Annotated in this window: 14 protein-coding genes; 5 read left to right on the forward strand and 9 right to left on the reverse strand. The window is 55.9% G+C overall.

Annotation, left to right across the window (positions count from 1 at the left end; all coding sequences use genetic code 11):
• Positions 1-125 precede the first annotated feature (125 nt).
• The 3 genes from adhP (at position 126) to BJF95_RS04375 (ending at position 3,856) form a co-directional block, all read left to right on the forward strand.
• A complete protein-coding gene (gene adhP, locus BJF95_RS04365; RefSeq protein WP_075638241.1) occupies positions 126-1,154 on the forward strand; it encodes an alcohol dehydrogenase AdhP in 1,029 nt (342 codons plus the stop codon).
• A gap of 188 nt (positions 1,155-1,342) precedes the next feature.
• A complete protein-coding gene (locus BJF95_RS04370) occupies positions 1,343-2,473 on the forward strand; it encodes a DUF3734 domain-containing protein (RefSeq protein ID WP_075638242.1) in 1,131 nt (376 codons plus the stop codon).
• Between the two features lie 342 nt (positions 2,474-2,815).
• The gene (locus BJF95_RS04375) at positions 2,816-3,856 is read left to right on the forward strand and encodes a LacI family DNA-binding transcriptional regulator (protein ID WP_075638243.1); all 1,041 of its coding nucleotides are present in this window, start codon (positions 2,816-2,818) and stop codon (positions 3,854-3,856) included.
• 13 nt (positions 3,857-3,869) lie between these two features.
• On the opposite strand, the gene pglB is transcribed toward BJF95_RS04375, so the two are convergent.
• Genes pglB through BJF95_RS04390 form a run of 3 tightly spaced genes read right to left on the reverse strand, consistent with a single transcriptional unit; the run spans position 3,870 to position 8,848 of the window.
• Positions 3,870-5,207: a polygalacturonase PglB gene (gene pglB / locus BJF95_RS04380; protein ID WP_075638244.1), complete on the reverse strand. Its 1,338-nt coding sequence runs from the start codon at positions 5,205-5,207 to the stop codon at positions 3,870-3,872.
• The gene (gene bglB / locus BJF95_RS04385) at positions 5,204-6,283 is read right to left on the reverse strand and encodes a beta-galactosidase BglB (protein WP_425348673.1); all 1,080 of its coding nucleotides are present in this window, start codon (positions 6,281-6,283) and stop codon (positions 5,204-5,206) included. The genes pglB and bglB overlap by 4 nt, the downstream gene beginning before the upstream one ends.
• 27 nt (positions 6,284-6,310) lie before the next feature.
• A complete protein-coding gene (locus BJF95_RS04390) occupies positions 6,311-8,848 on the reverse strand; it encodes a hypothetical protein (RefSeq protein ID WP_075638246.1) in 2,538 nt (845 codons plus the stop codon).
• 403 nt (positions 8,849-9,251) lie between these two features.
• On the opposite strand from BJF95_RS04390, the gene BJF95_RS04395 reads away from it, so the two are divergent.
• A complete protein-coding gene (locus BJF95_RS04395) occupies positions 9,252-10,412 on the forward strand; it encodes an alpha-hydroxy acid oxidase (RefSeq protein ID WP_075638247.1) in 1,161 nt (386 codons plus the stop codon).
• Positions 10,413-10,467: 55 nt separating this feature from the next.
• On the opposite strand, the gene BJF95_RS04400 is transcribed toward BJF95_RS04395, so the two are convergent.
• From BJF95_RS04400 to BJF95_RS04425, 6 genes are all read right to left on the reverse strand, one after another.
• A complete protein-coding gene (locus BJF95_RS04400) occupies positions 10,468-12,396 on the reverse strand; it encodes a beta-galactosidase (RefSeq protein ID WP_075638248.1) in 1,929 nt (642 codons plus the stop codon).
• Positions 12,396-13,493, reverse strand: a complete 1,098-nt coding sequence (locus BJF95_RS04405; RefSeq protein WP_075638249.1) for an ABC transporter ATP-binding protein — start codon at positions 13,491-13,493, stop codon at positions 12,396-12,398. The genes BJF95_RS04400 and BJF95_RS04405 overlap by 1 nt, the downstream gene beginning before the upstream one ends.
• Complete coding sequence (locus BJF95_RS04410) at positions 13,486-15,588, reverse strand: alpha-galactosidase (protein WP_075638250.1); 2,103 nt, start codon at positions 15,586-15,588, stop codon at positions 13,486-13,488. The genes BJF95_RS04405 and BJF95_RS04410 overlap by 8 nt, the downstream gene beginning before the upstream one ends.
• Positions 15,585-16,436, reverse strand: coding sequence for a carbohydrate ABC transporter permease (locus BJF95_RS04415; RefSeq protein ID WP_075638251.1), 852 nt, complete (start codon positions 16,434-16,436; stop codon positions 15,585-15,587). The genes BJF95_RS04410 and BJF95_RS04415 overlap by 4 nt, the downstream gene beginning before the upstream one ends.
• Positions 16,436-17,344, reverse strand: a complete 909-nt coding sequence (locus BJF95_RS04420) for a carbohydrate ABC transporter permease (protein WP_075638252.1) — start codon at positions 17,342-17,344, stop codon at positions 16,436-16,438. Before BJF95_RS04420 ends, BJF95_RS04415 begins: the two co-directional genes overlap by 1 nt.
• Before the next feature lie 77 nt (positions 17,345-17,421).
• Entirely contained in the window at positions 17,422-18,654 is a 1,233-nt protein-coding gene (locus tag BJF95_RS04425; protein WP_075638253.1) for an ABC transporter substrate-binding protein, read from the reverse strand.
• A gap of 191 nt (positions 18,655-18,845) precedes the next feature.
• Here BJF95_RS04425 and BJF95_RS04430 point away from each other — a divergent pair, with 191 nt between their 5' ends.
• Positions 18,846-19,772, forward strand: a complete 927-nt coding sequence (locus BJF95_RS04430) for a helix-turn-helix domain-containing protein (RefSeq protein ID WP_075638254.1) — start codon at positions 18,846-18,848, stop codon at positions 19,770-19,772.
• Positions 19,773-19,775: the final 3 nt, after the last annotated feature.

A 19,775-nucleotide genomic window follows, 5' to 3' on the forward strand; every position in this document is an offset into this window, starting at 1 on the left:
GCTGAAAAGTGAGAACCGGTTTTCAGATCAATCCGATGCCTACACAAAAACTGAGAGCATCGGGTTGACCTCGCTTTTCGGTCCGATGTTCTATTGTGACGAAATAGATTTCTTTGGAGGAAATCATGGCATCAATGATGAAAGCCGCCGTTTTGCGGGAATTTGGCAAACCTTTGAACATCGAAGAAATGCCCATCCCCGAGCCCGGCCCCGGCCAGATTTTGGTCAAATATGAAGCAACGGGTGTTTGCCACACCGATCTTCACGCCATTGAAGGCGATTGGCCGGTCAAGCCCACGCCGCCTTTCATTCCCGGCCATGAGGGCGTTGGCTTTGTGGCAAAGCTTGGCGCGGGCGTCACCCGCATTAAAGAAGGTGATCGCATTGGCGTGCCATGGCTGCACACCGCCTGTGGCTGCTGCACGCCCTGCCGCACAGGCTGGGAGACCCTGTGCGGATCGCAGCAAAACACCGGATATTCTGTCAATGGCACCTTTGCCGAATACGGTCTTGCCGATCCCGATTATGTCGGTCGTTTGCCAGACAATCTGGCGTTTGGCCCGGCCGCTCCGGTTTTGTGCGCCGGAGTGACCGTCTATAAAGGCTTGAAAGAAACCGAAGTGCGGCCCGGTGAATGGGTTGTGATTTCGGGCATCGGCGGCCTTGGCCATATGGCCGTGCAATATGCAAAAGCCATGGGCATGCATGTGGTTGCCGCCGATATTTTTGACGACAAACTGGCTTTGGCAAAAAAGCTCGGCGCGGATGTAATTGTCAATGGCCGCGATTCCGATGCCATTGCGCAGGTGCAAAAAGCCACCGGCGGCGTGCATGGCGCGTTGGTCACGGCTGTTTCGCCAAAAGCGATGGAACAGGCCTATGGCTTCTTGCGCTCGAAGGGCACCATGGCGCTGGTGGGCCTGCCGCCCGGCTTCATTTCGCTTCCGGTGTTTGACACCGTTCTCAAGCGCATCACCGTGCGTGGATCGATTGTCGGCACGCGGCAAGACCTTGAGGAATCGCTGGTTTTTGCCGGAGAAGGCAAGGTCGCGGCCCATTTCTCCTGGGACAAGATCGAAAACATCAACGCCATCTTTGATCGCATGAAAGAAGGCAAGATTGATGGACGTATCGTTCTGGATCTCGCAAGCTAAAGCGAAGCCGCTCAATCATCACATCACAATAGCATCGCGCGTTGATAAAACGCGCGGTGTTTGTTGAATTACACATTGTCACGCCTTCGTGCACCACCCTGCCGTTTAAACGGTAGCGCCCCTGACCACATCTGGCTATTGTTGTCGCATTGCAATAAACGGCACGGATGTTGAGGCTTATGTCAGACATGACCACGAATTCTGCAACAGATCGTATTTTTGTGTTTCAAGGTGGCGGAGCGCTGGGCGCTTATCAGGCAGGTGCCTATGAGGCGCTGCACAACCATGATGTTGCGCCCGACTGGTTGGCTGGCATATCCATCGGCTCCATCAATTCTGCAATTATTGCTGGCAGCCCGCATGAAAAGCGCGTGGAAAATCTCAAAACCTTTTGGGATATGGTGTCCTCCAGCCTGACATTCGATTTCGGCCAGCAAGAAACACCAATCCGCCGGGCCACCAACGACATGTCGGCAACGATCGGGGCAATGTTCGGCATTCCCGGATTTTTCTCGCCGCGTCTACACACGCCTTATCAATGGCTGTTCAACCCGTCAGCACAGATCAGCTATTACGACACCGAACCGTTGATGAAATCGCTCAATGAATTGATCGATTTCAAGCTGATCAATGATGGCTCAACCCGCCTCAGCCTTGGCGCGGTGGAGGTCCAGACAGGCAATTTCGCCTATTTCGACAGCCGCCATACCCGGATCGATGTTCGTCATATCGCGGCTTCCGGGGCCTTGCCTCCGGGCTTTCCGCCGGTGGAAATTGGTGGTCGCTTCTATTGGGATGGTGGACTGGTGTCCAACACACCTTTGCAATATGTGCTGGACAATAACGGCAGCGAGCGAGATCTGGATATTTTTCAGGTCGACCTGTTCAGCGCGCGCGGTGATATGCCCAAAGACCAGTTCGAAGTCGAAAGCCGCACCAAGGAAATTCGTTTTTCCAGCCGAACCCGCATGAACACCGATGAATTTGCCAAAAGGCAGATTGTTCGGCGTGCCGCAAAACGGCTTTTGGACAAACTGCCAGCAGAATTCAAAGATGACGAAGACGCCAAAATTCTGCGCTCCATTGGCCATGAATATGATGTCACCATTGTGCATCTCATCCATCGCCGTGCCGCCCATGCCACCCATTCCATGGACGCCGAGTTCTCCCGCAAATCCGTGACCGAACATTGGCAGGCGGGTTATGATGATGTGTCCTACACGCTTAAGCATCCGAAGTGGCGCAATCGCAGCCAGCCCAAAGATGGCGTTCAGATCTTCGACTTGACGCGCGAACGCAGATTAAATGTAAAATCCTGATCAAACAGCAAGCGCATAGCCAATAGAAATGGTGATCTCCTCATGACGTTTTAAAATCTTCACAGTGTTTTGTATGGATTAATAACAGTTTATGACAAACTATGCTGTGAAGATAAAACATCGGCCGACGCTTGAGAGCCAATTTTCGGATCATTCGATGCGGCAATAAGGATTTATAGCACAAAGCGCCGTGCGTTTTCACAAGCGCACAAAAGACGCCGAAAGAGCTTAAATCTCATATGCGCCTTGCATCGCTTTCGATTTTTAGCATGATGTTGCGGCATCGGAGCGAAAAACGGCAATCGATTTCCGATCCGATACTATAGCGTGCGAGGAGAATGCGTGAAGACAAAAATTGGTTTGCGCGAGGTTGCTCAGGAAGCTGGCGTCTCTTTGAGCACCGCTTCCCACGCCTTGAATGGCACAGCCCCCTTGACCAACGAAGTGCGAGACCGGGTGCTTTCCTGCGCGCAGCGTCTTGGCTACCTTGAAAAGCGGCGCAACAAGGCCTCGATTGCCAGCTTACGGGCCATTGTGCTGGCCGTAACCGGCGATGCTGCTCCGCAGAGCGATCTGAATATGGTCAGTTGGACCATATTGAACGGTTTGCGGCAGGAATGCGAGCGCCGGGCCATTCGCATTGTTCCGTCTATCAGCCCCGGAAACCGCATTGACGCAAACGAGATCAAGCGTTTGTCGCAGACCGAAAAAGTGGATGGCATTGTTATCTTGAACGATGATCGCCCGGAACTGATCAAAAGCCTTGCGCATTTGCCCATACCCACCGTGATTATCAACGGTGAAGACCCTGCCATGTTGCTGGACACGGTCACGGCAGGCAACCGCTTTGGGGCGCGGCAGGCGACTGAGCATCTCCTATCGCTGGGGCACCGCCGCATTCTGCATTTGACCTGGCCGGGCCGCACCACCATTCGCCGCCGTCAGGATGGGTATATGGATGCGTTTTTGGCCGCCAATCTGCCAGCGCCCACCGATATGGTGGTTGAGGCGGCAAGCTTTGAGCCGGAGGAAGGCGAAAAAGCGATAAAGGCTCTGCTGGAAAAAGATCACACCTTGAAGGGTGCAACCGCCATTTTCTGCGCCGCCGACAATCTGGCCCTTGGCTGCCTGAAAGCGCTCAGTGACGCAGGCATCCGTGTTCCTGACGATATATCGGTGCTCGGCTGCGATGATATTATGCCGGCAGAATTCAGCGTGCCGCCGCTATCCACCGTGCAACTGCCAAGCGCACGCCTGGGCGCCGCGGCCATCGGCCTGATGGAGCAGCGGGTGATTGCCAATGACATTTTGCGTCCGGCGCATCGGCTGGAATTGGGTTGTAAACTGGTTTTGCGGGGCAGCGTTGCGCCACCCCGCGCTTGATCATGGATAAAAGCTAAGCGGCAGCAGCCTCAACAAGCTCCTGGCTGTTCCATCCTTGTGGCAAAGGCTGTGGCCGATCAAACGCCACGTCCTCGACGTTCAAGCCCTTCACGCCTTGCACAAATGCGCCGGGCATGCCGCCGGGGTAATCCAGCAGGCCAACGATGCGGCCGTCAGAGCCACGGGTCCATGCGTTGGCGCGGCCTTCTGCGTTAGGATCGGGCGTCAAATCGGCATTGGTGGGGCGCAAATCGTAGCGCAGACCGGTTCCCAGCTTGCCAACCTGCTGCTCCAGCCGAATGCGCGAAAGCTGCACATTGTGGATGCCAGCCGGCGCAACAGACACCAGGGTCACAGCACCTTCCATCTTGCCGGTAATATCTTCGACGATCAGGTTTTCAACAGCACCCGCAGGGCGTTCAGACACGCGATCCACCACCGTCACAGTCAAGGCCTCTCCAGAGCCCCAAAAACCATCGGGTGTTTCAAAGCAATCAAGATCAATGCGTGAAAAGCGAACATTGGACACCCGGCCGCCATCGCGCGAGAAAATGCCAAGGCCACGGTTGGACTGCTCCACCTTGCAATCTTCAAACACCACATTGGTAAAATCGCCAAAAGATTCCGTGCCGATTTTCAAAGCACAACTGACGCTGGAGACCGTGCAGCGACGCACGACAATATCCTCGCATGTGCCAATGGCGGTGCCATTTGGACCCGCGCTGGTTTTGAGGCAAACACCATCATCGGCGGTCGAAATCTGGCAATCTTCAATCTGCGCCCGGCGGCAGGCATCCAGCACAATACCGTCGGTATTGGGCAGGCGGCGATTGTTGGTGACGCGCACATTGCTGATCGTCAGATCTTCACAATTGACAAAATGCAGGGTCCACATCGGAGAATTGGCGACATCCAGGCCTTGCAGGCGCACATCCTTGCAATGTTCCACCACCAGCACACGGGGGCGGAACTCGGCGGGCGTAAATGTGCCAACGCTCTCATCATCACCGATGATGAAATGATCGCCGCCCGCATCAATCCGGCCGGGGCCGGTGATGGCAATATGCTCCACCCGACTGGCCACCAGCATGGCGCGGTTGGATTTTTCAGCAATCACATCGACGATATTGTCGCAATAAGCCTCATAATCCGGCACAGGCTGCAACACAGCACCCTCTGTGAGATGCAGTTCCACACCCGTCTTCAGCTTCAGGCCGCCAACACTGTGGACACCCGCCTGCAAGGCAACGGTGCCGCCACCGGCTGCGGATACGCTATCAATAGCGGCCTGAATGCCTGTGGTATTATTGGCGTCCAAAGCGGTGATGGATACATAGGTCTCGGATGTCATGCAGTGTCTCCTTGGGCAACCAGCACGTCTGTCAGCAACAGCAGCACCAGCGCCTGACCATAAGGGGTCGGTAGGTTGGGAATTTTACGATAAAAATCAAGGTCATGGCCCATCGGCGTGCCATCGGACACGCCATGCACCACGCCCTCATCATCAATCTCACTGAGAACGGCGGCAAGAGCGCGATCGGCATGGACCTTATCAGCAGCATCGAGAATGCCTGCCTCGATGCCGCGCAAAATGCCATAGGCGATGCCAGCGGCGGCAGACGTTTCGGTGGGCGATGTCGGATCATTCAAAAGCGTGTGGAAAGCACCATCGGGCCGCTGAAACGCTTTGAGCGACGCCACCTGACTTTGCAAAACATGGCTTAAAAAGCGCTTGTCTTTGGCCTCCAGCCCCGGCACCAGAAAAAACAGCTCTGGAATGGCAACCGTGATCCACGCATTGCCGCGCGCCCAAAAGGCTTTGGCAAAATTATGCCGTCCTTTAAACGTCCAGCCATGATACCAAAGCCCGCTGACAGGATCAGACAAATAGCGGGCATGGATCATGAATTGATGGACCGCTTCATCAACCCAGTCTTTGCGATCAAAAAACACCCCGGCGCGGGCCAAAAACAAGGCGGCCATAAACAGGGTATCGTCCCAAAGTTCGCCCTCGTTCAGGCGCTCCTTGACCACATGCTGAAAGCCGCCGCCTTCTGTTTTGGGCAGGCTTTTCACCAGCCAATCAGCCCAATCCTGCACCAGGGCTTCAAAATCAGGCCGATCCACATGCTCGATCAAAATGGCCAGCGGCAGCATCGGTGCTGTGCTGTTGATCTGGCGGGGCGGCAAGCCGCGCCCGATCTGCATGGCATACCAATCCACCAGATCATCAAGCGCCACCTTGTCGTTTGCCGCCAAAGCTCGGCGCAAAAAGCCATAAAGGCCAACGCCCACTTCCCAGTCCCACTCGTCAAACTGAATACCACGGCCTGCGTCCTCGCCCACAAGCCCTTCTTCAATGCCTTTCAGGCGGCTAAAGGCCGCGGCCACACGGTCAATGGTCTGTTGCAATGCGTGAGTGTTCATGTTCTTCCCATCCATAACATCCCCCGATTATTGTATTTGCGCGCGTTGAAAAATCGGGCCAACTCCATCCCCATGCGCTGTCGCACTGTCAAAGGTCAGCATGGGAACCGGTTGCTCATGCACAAATGCTTGCTCCTGTTGGCCGATGAAAAACCGGCCATCATAGTGCAGTTGCAAATCAGCGCCGTGCGGCGGGGACACGTGCAGCGAGAGGTTTTGGGCATCAAACCGGATGGGCGTTGCCCGCAATCGATCCATGAATGCGGCAAAATCAGCTTGATCACCGGTGCCAACCACAGCCACCCAGCCAGAGATCGGCGCATTGCTGCGCACCTCGCGGCCTGTCATGGCCCCTGTCTCCATCATCTCAAGACCATGGCTGTTATAAAGACCAGCAAACCCGCCCGCTGAGCGGGCAAAAAGCCAGTTTTCCTCCAACACAATTTCGTCCAGCCCATCGCGACCAAGATAAGCATGGGTCAGCGGCGAACGGCTTTTGCTGCTATCAAAAATCATCAAGGCAACATCGCAATGCTGGGCAACACGCGGCAAAATGCCATTTCCGGCCCAATAGGATGGGCGTTGATGGCCCCACGGATCATCCTCGCCGGGATTGTTGATCCACAACCGCGCCATGGGATGGCCAGCCAGGCGAATATCCAGCACATGCTGCTGGTGCCCACGGGTGCCGGTTTTATGGTCAACCACGGTGGAAAGCTGCGAGGCCTCGGTTTTGAACACCACCAGTTTGCCGCTTTCCAGCCCTTGCGCATAGCGCGCCTCGATACAGCGACCGGGGACGATATGTGCCAATGCCTCAAGATCGGCGGGCGGCGTATAGGATGATGCACACAACATCGGCAAGGATGCCACGCCACCATTCAACCAGCCTTTGCCAAACGCCACCCATGCAAAGGGTGCAAGCTCAGTCAGCGGACCCGCCCGCAGCTCCTTATCATAGGCACGGCCTTGGGAACCGGCAGGCACGCCCGCAAGCGTGTGCAGCGCGATCATGCGGAAGATCAGATCGAGTTGATAGCGGGCACGCTTGGCAAGCGCTTCAGGCGCAAATTGCTCAACCGCTAACAGACCAATGAAATCAATCGGGTAATAGGCGGCCGAATTCCACTCGGCCAGACCGTGCGCTTCCACACTGTCAAACCATTTGTTCAGGCGCTCAACGGCCAGCGCCGCCTGCTGCCGACCTGTGCGCTTTGATGCCGAAAAGATCGAATCCGGCAGCAATTGCCCGGCGAGAAGTTGGCTTGTGTGAAAGCACAGCACATGGTTTTCGCTCCAAAACCACATGGTGTCATTGCCCGGCTCATCCACCCAATAGCGGTAGGAGAGCACCGATTGCTGCACCCGCAGCCTAAGATCGTCGGGCAGAATCTCTGCGAAATCGGCCAGCAGCCAGAGCAGTGGCACTATGATGAAATCAGAGCAATCTTTTCGCCAATCAATCGAATCCAGCGTGTCATCCACCAATTGGCGGAGGATGGTTTGGTCGATCTCACCGCTGGCCGCCATGGCCAAAACCCGACCAATGCGCGGCGCGCCAAAGCGGGCGGAATAGATCAGGGCCTCCCGCTTTCTCTGTTGCAGCGTGGCAGCCCCTGGCGGCAAGGCCAGATCCGACATAAATGCCGCATCAATCGTACGGCTCACGGTGCCAGCCCCTTCACCAAGGCGCAATCGCACCCCATGATAGCCGTCGGGCAGCTCCTGCGTTTCGGGGATCACCAGCCGTGTTGCGCCCGCCTTGAGTACCACGGTTTGCGATAGCAAAATTGCGCGATCATGCCCGTGGCTGAAAACCTCAACCGCAACGGCAAGATCAATTTCAGGTGCGGCGTCAAACAGCAGCTCCAGCGGTTGGCGCACAAACACATCGCGAGACGGGCGCACGCCGCGCACCAGCGCTTCCAGCCGCGCCAACTCCGCACCATCCAGGGCCACCGGCAAGACAACGGTAATCGGCTGTGGATCGGTAACTTCCAGCTCAACAAACCAAAACGTATCGCGTTCAGCCAAATCTTCCGTGTGGATCAAAATGTCATTGTCGCCGGCAACAAGCTGAAGAGACACATCTGTCACTGATTCGACGTTGCGGCGAAATGGCTCGAATCGCACCTGCTCGACACCGTTGACAAAGATGCGCACGCCGCCACAGGTCTTGACCCTCAAACTCAAGCAGCGATCAGCATCAACCCGAAAACCACCTCGAAGCCAGCGACGAACATGGGTAGGCACATGCCAGAAATTGGTGAACTCAACCCGGCGATTGGCCCCCGGCAGGTTGAGATGAGACGGCTCCCATGTCACATCCGGTGCGATCTCGCGCCCTACCATGGTTGCCCAGAAAGCCTTGCGGCACGGCAAATCACCCACATCAACAAAGCCATTGATGAAACGGTAATTGGCGCGATCCTGCGCAACCGCAGCCTCGCCCGGAAAATATGTGGCAAACAAATGCGACACAACCCAGGACGTGATTGTCTCACCATGGTGAACTGCATACACGGGATCGTTATCGCCTTTTGCCAGCGGGGTGGGTTGAGCCATGAATCGCCTCCCTTCGATCATGAAATTATTTTATTGAATTTGGCGACATGGCTTTCACAACATCAAACAATTTCAATTTTTTTGACGAAACTACGGGACGAATTCTTTGTCAAGCTGGAATTCAAGTTGGACACGGCAGAAAATCTGCGATCATTGACAATGAAAATATATTCATTAAACTTTTGCCATAGTCGATAAAATCCGACACGGGCTTTCAGATGTCCCTGTGTGTTGAGAAATTTCCAAACCGGTGCTGATGTCTAAAGTGATGCCTGCGGCAAAATCCCTCTTGGCGGCACGGGGGTGGAAGCGCTACGACTGAGCATGGTCGCGGAACATGGCACAGGCAAGCCCGGTCCGCTCCAGCCTTCGTGCATGCCGTTTTTTAGAGGAACTCCGTCCCATGCTCAACGCGCTTACCATTGATGATCTGAAGCGACAGGCCCGCCGCCGCGTGCCGAAAATGTTCTTTGATTATGCGGATAGCGGAGCGTGGACAGAATCCACATACCAAGCCAATGAAAGCGATTTTTCCAAGATCAAGCTGCGCCAGCGTGTGCTGGTGGATATGACCAACCGCTCGCTGGCCAGCACCATGATTGGCCAGCCGGTGACCATGCCGGTCGCCATTGCGCCAACCGGCTTGACCGGGATGCAGCATGCCGATGGTGAAATTCTGGCAGCCGAAGCCGCCGAAGCCTTTGGCGTGCCCTTCACATTGTCGACCATGAGCATCTGCTCCATCGAGGATGTGGCTTTGCACACGCGCAAGCCTTTCTGGTTTCAACTCTATGTGATGAAAGACCGCGATTTCATCAACAATCTCATTGATCGCGCCAAAGCAGCAAAATGCTCGGCTCTGGTGCTGACGCTGGATTTGCAGATTTTGGGGCAACGCCACAAAGACATCCGCAATGGCCTGTCTGCACCGCCAAAATTCACGCTCAAGCACATCTTGCAAATGGCAACCCGCCCGCAATGGTGCATGGGCATGGCAAACACCCAGCGCCGCAGCTTTGGCAACATCGTGGGCCACGCCAAAAATGTCTCGGACCTCTCCTCGCTCTCATCGTGGACTGCCGAGCAATTTGACCCCAAGCTGTCGTGGAAAGACGTGGCATGGATCAAGGAACGCTGGGGCGGCAAGCTGATTTTGAAAGGCATTCTGGACGAGGATGATGCGAGAGCCGCGGCCGACAGCGGCGCGGATGCCATTATTGTTTCCAATCACGGTGGCCGCCAGCTTGATGGGGCACCATCCTCGATTTCCATGCTGCCGCGCATTGTGGCCGCTGTTGGTGATCGCATTGAAGTGCATATGGATGGCGGCATCCGCTCTGGTCAGGATGTTTTGAAGGCTGTTGCCCTTGGTGCCAAGGGCACCTATATCGGCCGGCCCTTCCTCTATGGTCTGGGGGCTGGTGGTCGAGAAGGTGTGACGCGCGCGCTGGACATTATTTACAAAGAGATGGATGTCACCATGGCGCTCTGCGGCAAGCGATTGCTGAGCGACGTTGATCAGAGCATTTTGCTGGACAATCCCTATGCTGCAAAGGCTCTGTAAAGCAACTTAACCATCAGGCCCTGCACGTTACCGCGCAGGGCCTGATTTTAGACGATTATTTCCACACCGCCACATCTTGCGGTTTGAGCACCTGATCACCCAGCACGAAGTCACCGGAAACCGGAATAGTCCAATCTTCCGAGCCATAGTTGAACGCAAAGGTAAATTTGCCACGGCGACGGATGCGGATATGGGAGGGCACGTCCAGCGTTTGCAAACCAGCCTTATTGGCGAGAAGCGTCAAGGTGGATGATAGCAGAGCCTCATCGGGCCAGCAGGCCAGATAATGATGACGATCATTGCCGGTGAGCGCCGGATCACCGTTTTCAAACTTGCCAAGCACCTCGGCTGTGGTTTGCAGATATTCGCGCCAGCGAATGGCCGCACCCGACACCAAGCCGCTAACGGTGTCACGAATTCCGGGGCGAAGCGACGCAACCTGCGTTTGGCGCGTGCCGGTCAAGGGAGCCAACGGCCCCGGTGGCAGATTTTCAGGAATGCGGAAATGGCGATCGCGCGAGCCGGAGCGCGGGCCATAGAGCACAACGGCATCGGTGTTTTTCAACACAGTCAGAGCCGCCTCATCCACTTGCATCAGGCAAGGCACTACCACCAGCTTATAGCCAGACAGATCGGCGCCGGGACGCACGAAATCCACATCAAGGCCTAGCCTGCGTAAGCTCTCATACCAGCGGAAGGCCAGCTCTTCGTAGCGGAAATCCTTGCCCTGCGGCTGGATCATGCTGGCCCAATAGCTGGCGTAATCATGCACCAGCGCAACGGAGGCTTTCTCACCTTGTGGAAGCGGGCCAAGCGCTGCCAATTCCTTGGCAACCTGCATGGCTTCCAACCCGCCAACGGACCATTCATCCAGACCGGGTAGATTGAGACCCGCGTGCATCTGCTCTTGCGCAAACGGGGCCTGCCGCCAGCGGAAATAGCTGACAACCTCGGCCCCATGGGCAAGCGCTTCCCATGTCCACAGCCGCACCATGCCGGGCTTTGGCACAGGATTCCACGGTGCCCAGTTGACCGGGCCGGGCTGCTGCTCCATCACCCAAAAACGGCCTTTGCCGACACCGCGATACAGATCATGATGGAAAGGCGCGATATCGGGATGCGAGGTCTCAGCCCAGCGATTGCGCTCCTCTTCGGTAAAAGGAAATTTCTCCACAAAGCCAATCGGATAGCTATCCCACGATGCCAGATCGAGGTTATCACCCACCTTGAAGTGATCGAAATCCGACACGAAGCCCATGAAATTATGGGTCACCCAGCTGCCGGGGGCGTGTTTGCGGATAATCTCCACTTGCATTTTGTCATAGGCGGCAACCTGATCGGACGAAAACCGCCAGAAATCCAGCCGCTGGGCCGGGTTGGGTTCTGTCACCGTCAAAGTCGGCAGCTCAACCTCATCAAAGCTGTTGAACTCCATGGACCAGAATACGCCCGCCCAGGCTTCATTGAGCTGATCTGTGGTTTGATAGCGCAGCCTCAGCCAGCGGCGGAAAGCTTTCAGATCTTCCTTGCCCCACGACACTGTGGTGTCGTGGCAGCCATATTCATTATCCGTTTGCCAGCCGACAATGCCGGGATGCTCACCATAGCGTTTGGCTACAATCTCAACAATGCGTGCGCTTTCCTTCCACCATACATCAGAAGAAAAGCTGTAATGGCGGCGAGAGCCAAAACCGCGCACCTTGCCGTCGGCATCATAGGGCGCGATTTCTGGAAATTCATCCATCAGCCATTTTGGCGGGGTGGCGGTGGGCGTGCCCATCACCACTTTCAACCCCGCCGCATGCAATACGTCAACGGCGCGATCCAGCCACTCGAACGAGAACTCACCCCGGCGCTTTTCCAGCCGCGACCAGGCAAATTCACCCACGCGGACAAAGGATATGCCAAGCTCAACCATGCGCTTGGCATCGAGCTCCCATTGGCTTTCCGGCCAATGCTCTGGATAATAACAAACGCCCAGCATTATCGTGTCAAATCCCCATTGATAACCGCTTGTCCTGCCTCGTCAAACAAATGGCAGGCGCGTGCATTCAGGCCGATGGACAGCGCCTCGCCCGGTTTGGTGGAAGCCAGTCCACCGGCCTTGACGGCCAATTCGTTGTCGGCATCGAGTGTGACGAAAAACAGCGTTTCAGACCCCAGATATTCCGCCAGCCGCACCGGCGTTTGCAACACCAGATCGCCTTGGCCGGTGGCATCGATATGTTCTGGACGAATGCCCAGTGTCATTTTGCCTGCTTTGATGGATTTGCCTTGCCCATCAAGATTGATCACGGAGCCGCCGGGCAGAGTGACGGCAATCTTGCCACCATCGCTCGGGGCCGCTGTCACAGGCACAAAATTCATCTTGGGCGAGCCGATAAAGCCTGCCACAAAGAGATTGTTGGGGCGATGATACAGCTCCAGCGGCGAGCCAACCTGCTCGATCTTACCCGCCGAGAGCACCACAATCTTGGTGGCCATGGTCATGGCTTCCACCTGATCGTGAGTGACGTAAATCATCGTTGCCTGCAAATCCTGATGCAGCTTGGAAAGCTCGGTGCGCATTTGCACGCGCAAGGCCGCATCCAGGTTGGACAATGGCTCATCAAACAAAAACACATCGGGCTTGCGCACAATCGCACGGCCAATGGCCACACGCTGGCGCTGACCACCAGACAACTGCCCCGGCTTGCGATCCATCAGCGCATCGAGCTGCAACAGCTTGGCTGCCACATTGGTGCGCTCTGCAATCAGCTCTTTGGAATGACCGGTCATTTTCAGGCCAAAGCCGATATTGTCGCGTACGCTCATATGCGGATACAGCGCATAGGACTGGAACACCATGGCCACACCACGCTCAGACGGACCAATCTTGGTCATGTCCTTGCCGCCAATTTCCAGCGCGCCTGAGGAAATCTCCTCCAGCCCGGCAATGGCCCGCAGCAGCGTGGATTTGCCGCAACCCGACGGGCCGACAAACACGCAGAACTCGCCGTCCTTCACCTCAAGATCAACGCCCTTGATCACACTCAACGCGCCAAAATTCTTCGTGACACCCTTCAGACGCACGTCAGCCATGGTGATTTCCTCCCTCAATCAATTCAATTTCGAGCAGCATGGCGCTTTCCGGGCGCAGCATCGGCAGCGGCAGACCGCCCTTTGCCAGATCCTTGCCGTCAAAGCTCACCTCACCGGCCAGCAAACGCTTTTGCCCCTCGGAGATGCGAATAAAGCTCGGCTCCGCCGGATGCACCGCGGCAATCCGCCAGCGCCCACCGGCTGCGGCCACATGCTCCGGCAATGTCAATGGCTCCGGCTGTTCAGCCACCATTTGCGGGCCTTGGGCAACAAACACCGCAAGCTTCTCGGCGCTGGCGGCACCCCACACATAGCGGCCATCCTTTGGCTCAATGCGGAAATTGGCACCCTTTGCGTGCAGCAAATCACGCAAGCGCTTGTGGGTGGCGATATAGCCTTTCAGCTCCTCGCGCTCTTCGCCTTCCAGCTCCAACGGGTTAAGCTCCACGCCCAGATGATAGGCCATGGCCACCAGCGCCCTAAACGCCAGCGTATGACGCCGCTCGGTCTGATGATTTGGTGAAGCCGAAATGTGACTGCCCAGAATTTCCGGCGGCACAAAGCTTGACGCGCCGCGCTGAATTTCCAACCGCTCCAGCGCATCGGTGCAATCGGAGGTCCACACACGATGGGTGCGGGCCAGTGCGCCATAATCAATTCGCCCGCCACCAGAAGCGCAGCTTTCAATCTCAACACTCGGATGGGCGGCCCGAATACGGTCCATCAACGCATAGACGGCGCGGGTTTGGGCTGCAATTTTCGCCTTGCCATCGCGCCCGCCTGCATGGGTGAGATCGCGGTTCATATCCCATTTCACGTAGGCAGTGGCATGATTTGCCAAAACGGCATCTATCTTTTCAAACAGGTAGTCGCTCACGTCTTGCCGCGTCAGGTCCAGCACCAGCTGGTTGCGCGAGAGCAGCAAAGGTCGCCCCTCCACCTGCAAAACCCAATCAGGATGGGCCTTGTAAAGATCCGATACCGGATTGATCATCTCCGGCTCGAACCAGATGCCAAATTGCATGCCAAGACCGGTAACGTGATCGACCAGCGGCTTCAACCCATCTGGATATTTGCGGGCATCAATATCCCAATCGCCAAGGCTGGTGGTGTCGTCATCGCGTTTGCCAAACCAGCCATCATCAAGCACGAAGCGCTCAATGCCCAACTCGGCAGCCGATGTGGCTTGCGCTTTCAGCGACTCCATCTGATGGTCGAAATAATTGCCTTCCCAGGTGTTCAGCGTCACCGGGCGCGGGCTCATCTTGCCACCCTGCCAGTTCAAAAGATCGTTGCGGACAAAGGCATGGAAGGCAGCGCTGTCTGGCCCGGCATAGGCTGTTGGGCTTTGATAGCGTTCACTTGGGGCCAAAATCATTTCGCCGGGTTCAAACAACTCACCCAGATGCACAAGGCGGCGGCCATCATCCAGCCGGTCAATCACGCATTGATGGTTGCCGCCCCAGCCAAGCGTGACACCAAAGCTTTGGCCTTCACCCTCAAGGCGCAGCATGGGAAAGCGATCATGCGACGTGCGACCACGGCGGCTTTCCTGGCTCCACACACCATTGCCCAAGGCCTCGCGGCGGGTTTGAAACTCGCGCCCCCACATGCCGGAAAAGCTGACCACCTCAACCTTGCCCGCTGGCACCAGAAAGCTTGCCGCCATGCAGCGATCAAGCACGTAATCCGAGCTGCCACTATTGTGCAGCTCCGTCGCAATCGACAAAACACCGCTGTCAAAAGCCTCAAGACGGATGGCGATGCCGATGGCGGCAACCGCGTCACGCGCACTCAAAACCGTAACCGAGCCGCTGGTCTTCACCTCCCAGTTGGAAAACTGCAAAATGAAATCACGGCCCATGCGGTGGCCGGAAATGGCAGGCCAGCCGAAATATCCCATGCCACCCGTGGGCAGCAAAACAGCCGATGGCACCGCATCATCCATGCCATTCACCCGGCTGGAACGTTCAACCTCATAGAGCGGGGATGCCTTGACAGTTGCACCAAAGGCCAGAATTTCGGGCATGCCAGCGTGCGGCAGACGAAGGCTCAGCGCAGATGCGCCAGCCCCGATCGAAACAATTTCACTCATCCCTTGGTCGCTCCAAGCGTTAGCCCGGCAATGAAATGCCGCTGCATCAGGAAAAACATCGCAACCGGCGGAAGGGCCGCCACAATCGAGCCAGCCGACACCAGATGCCAGGCCGCAACCCATTGACCGTTCAGGGTAAACAGACCCGCCGTGACCGGCATGGCGCTTTGGCTCTGCACCAGCACAGTTGCCCAGAAATAGTCATTCCAAACGAAGGTGAAGACCAGAACGGAGAGCGCTGCAATGGCAGGCCGCATCAACGGCAGCACGATATGGACAAAAATCCGCCACTCGGACACGCCCTCAACCCGCGCCGATTCAATCAGCGCAAACGGCAGGCCCTTGATGAAATTGCGCATGAACAGGGTGCAAAAACCGGTTTGAAAGGCCACATGAAACAGCACAAGGCCGGTGACCGTATCATACAGCCCCATTTTCAAGGTCATATCCCGCACCGGCACCATGAGGATCTGGAAGGGAATGAAGTTACCGGCCACAAACAGGAAGAATAGAACCAGATTGCCCTTGAACTTATAGGTCGCCAGCGCAAAACCGGTGAGGCACGACAGTGCCACCGCCCCAATGACGGTGGGAATGGTGATCTTGAACGAATTGAGAATATACCAGCCAATTGGCGAGTTTTCAAAAACGGCAGTGTAATTTTCAACACCGGCAAAGCCGGAAGGGATACCGAAATAATTGCCGGCCGCGAGATCGCTCGCAGGGCGGATTGAGGTCAGTGCCACTCCCAGCAAGGGCAACAGCCACAAAACCAGCGCCACCGGCAAGAACAGTTTATAGCCAATCCGCACAAGGGGGCTGGCTTTTTCAATCGGTGTCGGAAACATCAGGAATTCCTTTCCTGAGACAGCATGCGAACAATGAATAGCGTGATGAACACCATCATGATCAGGAACAGCACCACGGCAATGGCCGCGCCATAGCCCATGCGGAAGCCATATTCCGAGAGCGCCTCTTCATACATGTAATAGGACAGCACCCGGCTGGAGCCATAAGGACCGCCTGCTGTCATGATCGAAACAAGGTCGAACGAGCGCAGTGCGCCAATCACCGTCACCACCATGGCAATGAAGGTTGCCGGAGCCAGCTGCGGCAGAATGATGTTTTTCAAAAGCGACCAGCCCTTGGCCCCATCCATTCTAGCTGCTTCCACCTGCTCCGGGTTGATGTTGTTGAGGCCCGTTAGATACAAGATCATGCAATAGGCCGTCTGCGGCCAAAGGCCTGCGACAATGATGCCATAGGTCACAAAGCGCTCATCGGCCAGCACGGCAAAATCCATGCCGGTGAGATCCTTGATCAGCACTGAAAACAGCCCGAAATTCGGCGCATAGAACCACGTGAAGATCAGGCCGACGACGACCTGACTGATGACGAATGGAAAGAAAAACAGCGATTTATAAACGCGGATTCCCGTCACCGTCTGGTTGAGAAACAGGGCAACGGTGAGACCCGCCGGAATAGCCAGCAGATAGAGAACCAGCCAGATCACATTGTTTTTCAAGGACGTGTAAAACGCATCATCCGTGAGCAATTCTTTGTAATTGCCCAGGCCAATCCACACCTTTGGGCCAAGACCATCCCAATCGAAAAAGCTGATCCAGACGGACTGAAAAATCGGCAGGATGACGTAGATGATGAACATCACAATGCCCGGTGCCAAAAACAGCATGGGGGCAATGCGCTGCTGGTTGCGCTTCCAGAAGCTTGAAGACGGTGTGGCGGTGTTGCTCATGACGAGCACCTCCAGAATAAGACAGACATGAGACCGGATGCCGCGCGATGCGGCACCCGGTCCTTGGGAGGATGAGGTTATTTATAGACCCGCTGGCGGACCTTATCGAGGCGTGCCAGAATCTGGTCGATCTTATCAGGCTTGACCATGAATTCCTGGAAGCCTTCCATGCCGGCCTTGGCCATATCGGCCTGCGCATCGCGGTCATAGAATTGCGAGAGCGCCTTGGCGTTGGACAGCATGGTAAAGCCCTGCTCCAGAATCGGATCAGACGGCTTGGTCGCCTTGTTGTTCACCGGCAACTGACCAAGAATATTATTGATCTTGGTCTGGGCTTCAGGCGTTGCCAGATAGGCCAGAAACACCTTGGCGTCAGCCTTGTTCTTGGCTTTAGCCGGAATGTGGAATGTATCGGTCGGAGCCTCTTCTGCCACAGGAATGCCGGGGGTGATTTCCGGGAATTGCAAGAAGCCGATCTGCTCATCCTTCAGGCCACCGATCTTCATGGTGGCGACCGCGAAATTGCCCATCAGATACATGGCAGCCTTGCCCTGCACGAATTGCGGCATGGCATCTTGCCAATCAATCGCGGCGTGGTTCTTGATGAAATAGCCGGGCTTGACCAGCTCGCCCCATTTTTCAAACACAGCCTTCACGCGCGGATCGGTATATGGCACCTTGCCGGAGGTCAGCTGCATATGGAAATCATAACCGTTGACGCGCAGGTCAAGATAATCGAACCAGCCAGCCGTTGGCCAAAGGGCTTTGGTGCCAATGGTGAACGGTGTGATCCCGGCAGATTTCAGCTTTTCGCAAGCGGCCAGCAGCTCTGCCCAGGTCTTGGGCGGCGTAATGCCTTGAGCTGCAAAAATGTCTTTGCGGTAGTAAATGCCCCACTGGTAATAGGTGTAAGGCACGCCCCACTTCTTGCCGTCAATGGTCATGGACGGTGCGGCAGACTTCAGCTGCTCATCCAGACCATTGGCCGCCCAGATGTCGCTGACATCTTCAAACATGCCCGCCTTGACAAAAGGCTCCATGCGGTTGCCCGCATACCAGGCCATCACGTCCGGCGCATCGGCGGTCAAAAAGTTGCGCACCGCAGCCTTATAGCCTTCGTGGTCGAAATTGTTCCATTTGACGGTAATGTCAGGATGCTTCTTCTGAAAATCTGCAATCATCTCTTCCATGGCCTTTTTCGGCACCGGATCTGATTGGTCAGAATTCAAGGTAATCTGCCCGGCATAGGCATTGGTGGAGATCAAAGCTGCCGAGATCACAAGCCCGCTGAGGCTTTTGTAAAAATTCATGTCTTCCTCCCTGTGGTTCAGACCGGATGGAAACGGTTCCTTCCATCGTTGTCTGTATCATCCATTCTTACGTTTCTTCGCAAAACCCGGTCCCTCCGAGCACGTTTTGCGAAACTGGCTTGATCATTCCCACATGAGCCGTAATAATCTACCAGATTTTCCAGAAATATTTCCGGTATCCTAAGGTATCCATGACCAACGCCCCTATCATTAACAGGTATGAGTCGATTCCCGTCCACCCGGAGTTGAATCCAGCCCATCCTCTGGTGGTCTTCGGTGATCACCGCTTTTGCGCCGGTGAAATGCTGGAGGTTCATAAAATGACCGGCCCGCACATGCACAGCCAGATCGAGCTGAATTTTGTGCTGCAAGGCGAGATGACCTATTGGTTTGACGGGCGCGAACTGACAGTCTCGGAAGGGCGACTTTGCCTGTTTTGGGGCATGATTCCTCATCAGGTGATTGATCGACGCGAAGGCACCCTGTTCATTTGCCTCTATGTGCCAATGTCGGTGTTTTTGGGATTGGCCAGCCTCAGCCGGTTTCGCGACGCGGTGTTTCGCGGGGCTGTTATTGAGGCCTTGGAAATTCGGCCATGGGATCGCGAAGTGTTTTCGCGCTGGCGCGATGAGCTTTTGTCCGGCGATGAAGGGGCAATCGAGATTGTGCGCTCGGAACTGACAGCCCGGGTGATGCGCATTGAACGCGAGGGGTGGCAAGACCTGCGCGAACAGGGCTCGGCGCTGGCAAGTCTTGGCCAGCGCAGCGACGATTGGGTGCCGCATGTGGAAAAAATGCTGCGCTTTATTGGTGAGCACGCACCGGGCAATATCTCTGCCGACGATGTTGGGCGTGCTGCCGGGCTGCATCCCAATTATGCCATGGGACTGTTCAAGCGTGGTATCGGCATGACCATCAATCAGGCCATTGTCCGCCATCGGCTGGACACCGCCCAATCGCTGCTGATTGCCACTGATCTGCCCATTACCGAAGTGGCGTTCGAATCCGGCTTTGGTTCGCTTTCCACTTTTTACGATGCGTTTCAGCGGCGATTTCTGGAAAAACCAGTGCAATATCGCCGCCGCATGCGCCTGAAAGGCGGCAAGCAGGTTGCATAAATG

The sequence above is a fragment of the Rhizobium oryziradicis genome (genome assembly GCF_001939045.1).
In the GTDB taxonomy this organism is placed as follows: Bacteria; Pseudomonadota; Alphaproteobacteria; order Rhizobiales; family Rhizobiaceae; genus Allorhizobium; species Allorhizobium oryziradicis.

Bases quoted from the DNA above. Each gene is read 5' to 3' on its own strand.
- adhP (WP_075638241.1), top strand. From the start codon at position 126: ATGGCATCAATGATGAAAGCCGCCGTTTTGCGGGAATTTGGCAAACCT.
- BJF95_RS04370 (WP_075638242.1), top strand. From the start codon at position 1,343: ATGACCACGAATTCTGCAACAGATCGTATTTTTGTGTTTCAAGGTGGC.
- pglB (WP_075638244.1), bottom strand. From the start codon at position 5,207: ATGACATCCGAGACCTATGTATCCATCACCGCTTTGGACGCCAATAAT.
- bglB (WP_425348673.1), bottom strand. From the start codon at position 6,283: ATGAACACTCACGCATTGCAACAGACCATTGACCGTGTGGCCGCGGCC.
- BJF95_RS04390 (WP_075638246.1), bottom strand. From the start codon at position 8,848: ATGGCTCAACCCACCCCGCTGGCAAAAGGCGATAACGATCCCGTGTAT.
- BJF95_RS04395 (WP_075638247.1), top strand. From the start codon at position 9,252: ATGCTCAACGCGCTTACCATTGATGATCTGAAGCGACAGGCCCGCCGC.
- BJF95_RS04400 (WP_075638248.1), bottom strand. From the start codon at position 12,396: ATGCTGGGCGTTTGTTATTATCCAGAGCATTGGCCGGAAAGCCAATGG.
- BJF95_RS04405 (WP_075638249.1), bottom strand. From the start codon at position 13,493: ATGGCTGACGTGCGTCTGAAGGGTGTCACGAAGAATTTTGGCGCGTTG.
- BJF95_RS04410 (WP_075638250.1), bottom strand. From the start codon at position 15,588: ATGAGTGAAATTGTTTCGATCGGGGCTGGCGCATCTGCGCTGAGCCTT.
- BJF95_RS04415 (WP_075638251.1), bottom strand. From the start codon at position 16,436: ATGTTTCCGACACCGATTGAAAAAGCCAGCCCCCTTGTGCGGATTGGC.
- BJF95_RS04420 (WP_075638252.1), bottom strand. From the start codon at position 17,344: ATGAGCAACACCGCCACACCGTCTTCAAGCTTCTGGAAGCGCAACCAG.
- BJF95_RS04425 (WP_075638253.1), bottom strand. From the start codon at position 18,654: ATGAATTTTTACAAAAGCCTCAGCGGGCTTGTGATCTCGGCAGCTTTG.
- BJF95_RS04430 (WP_075638254.1), top strand. From the start codon at position 18,846: ATGACCAACGCCCCTATCATTAACAGGTATGAGTCGATTCCCGTCCAC.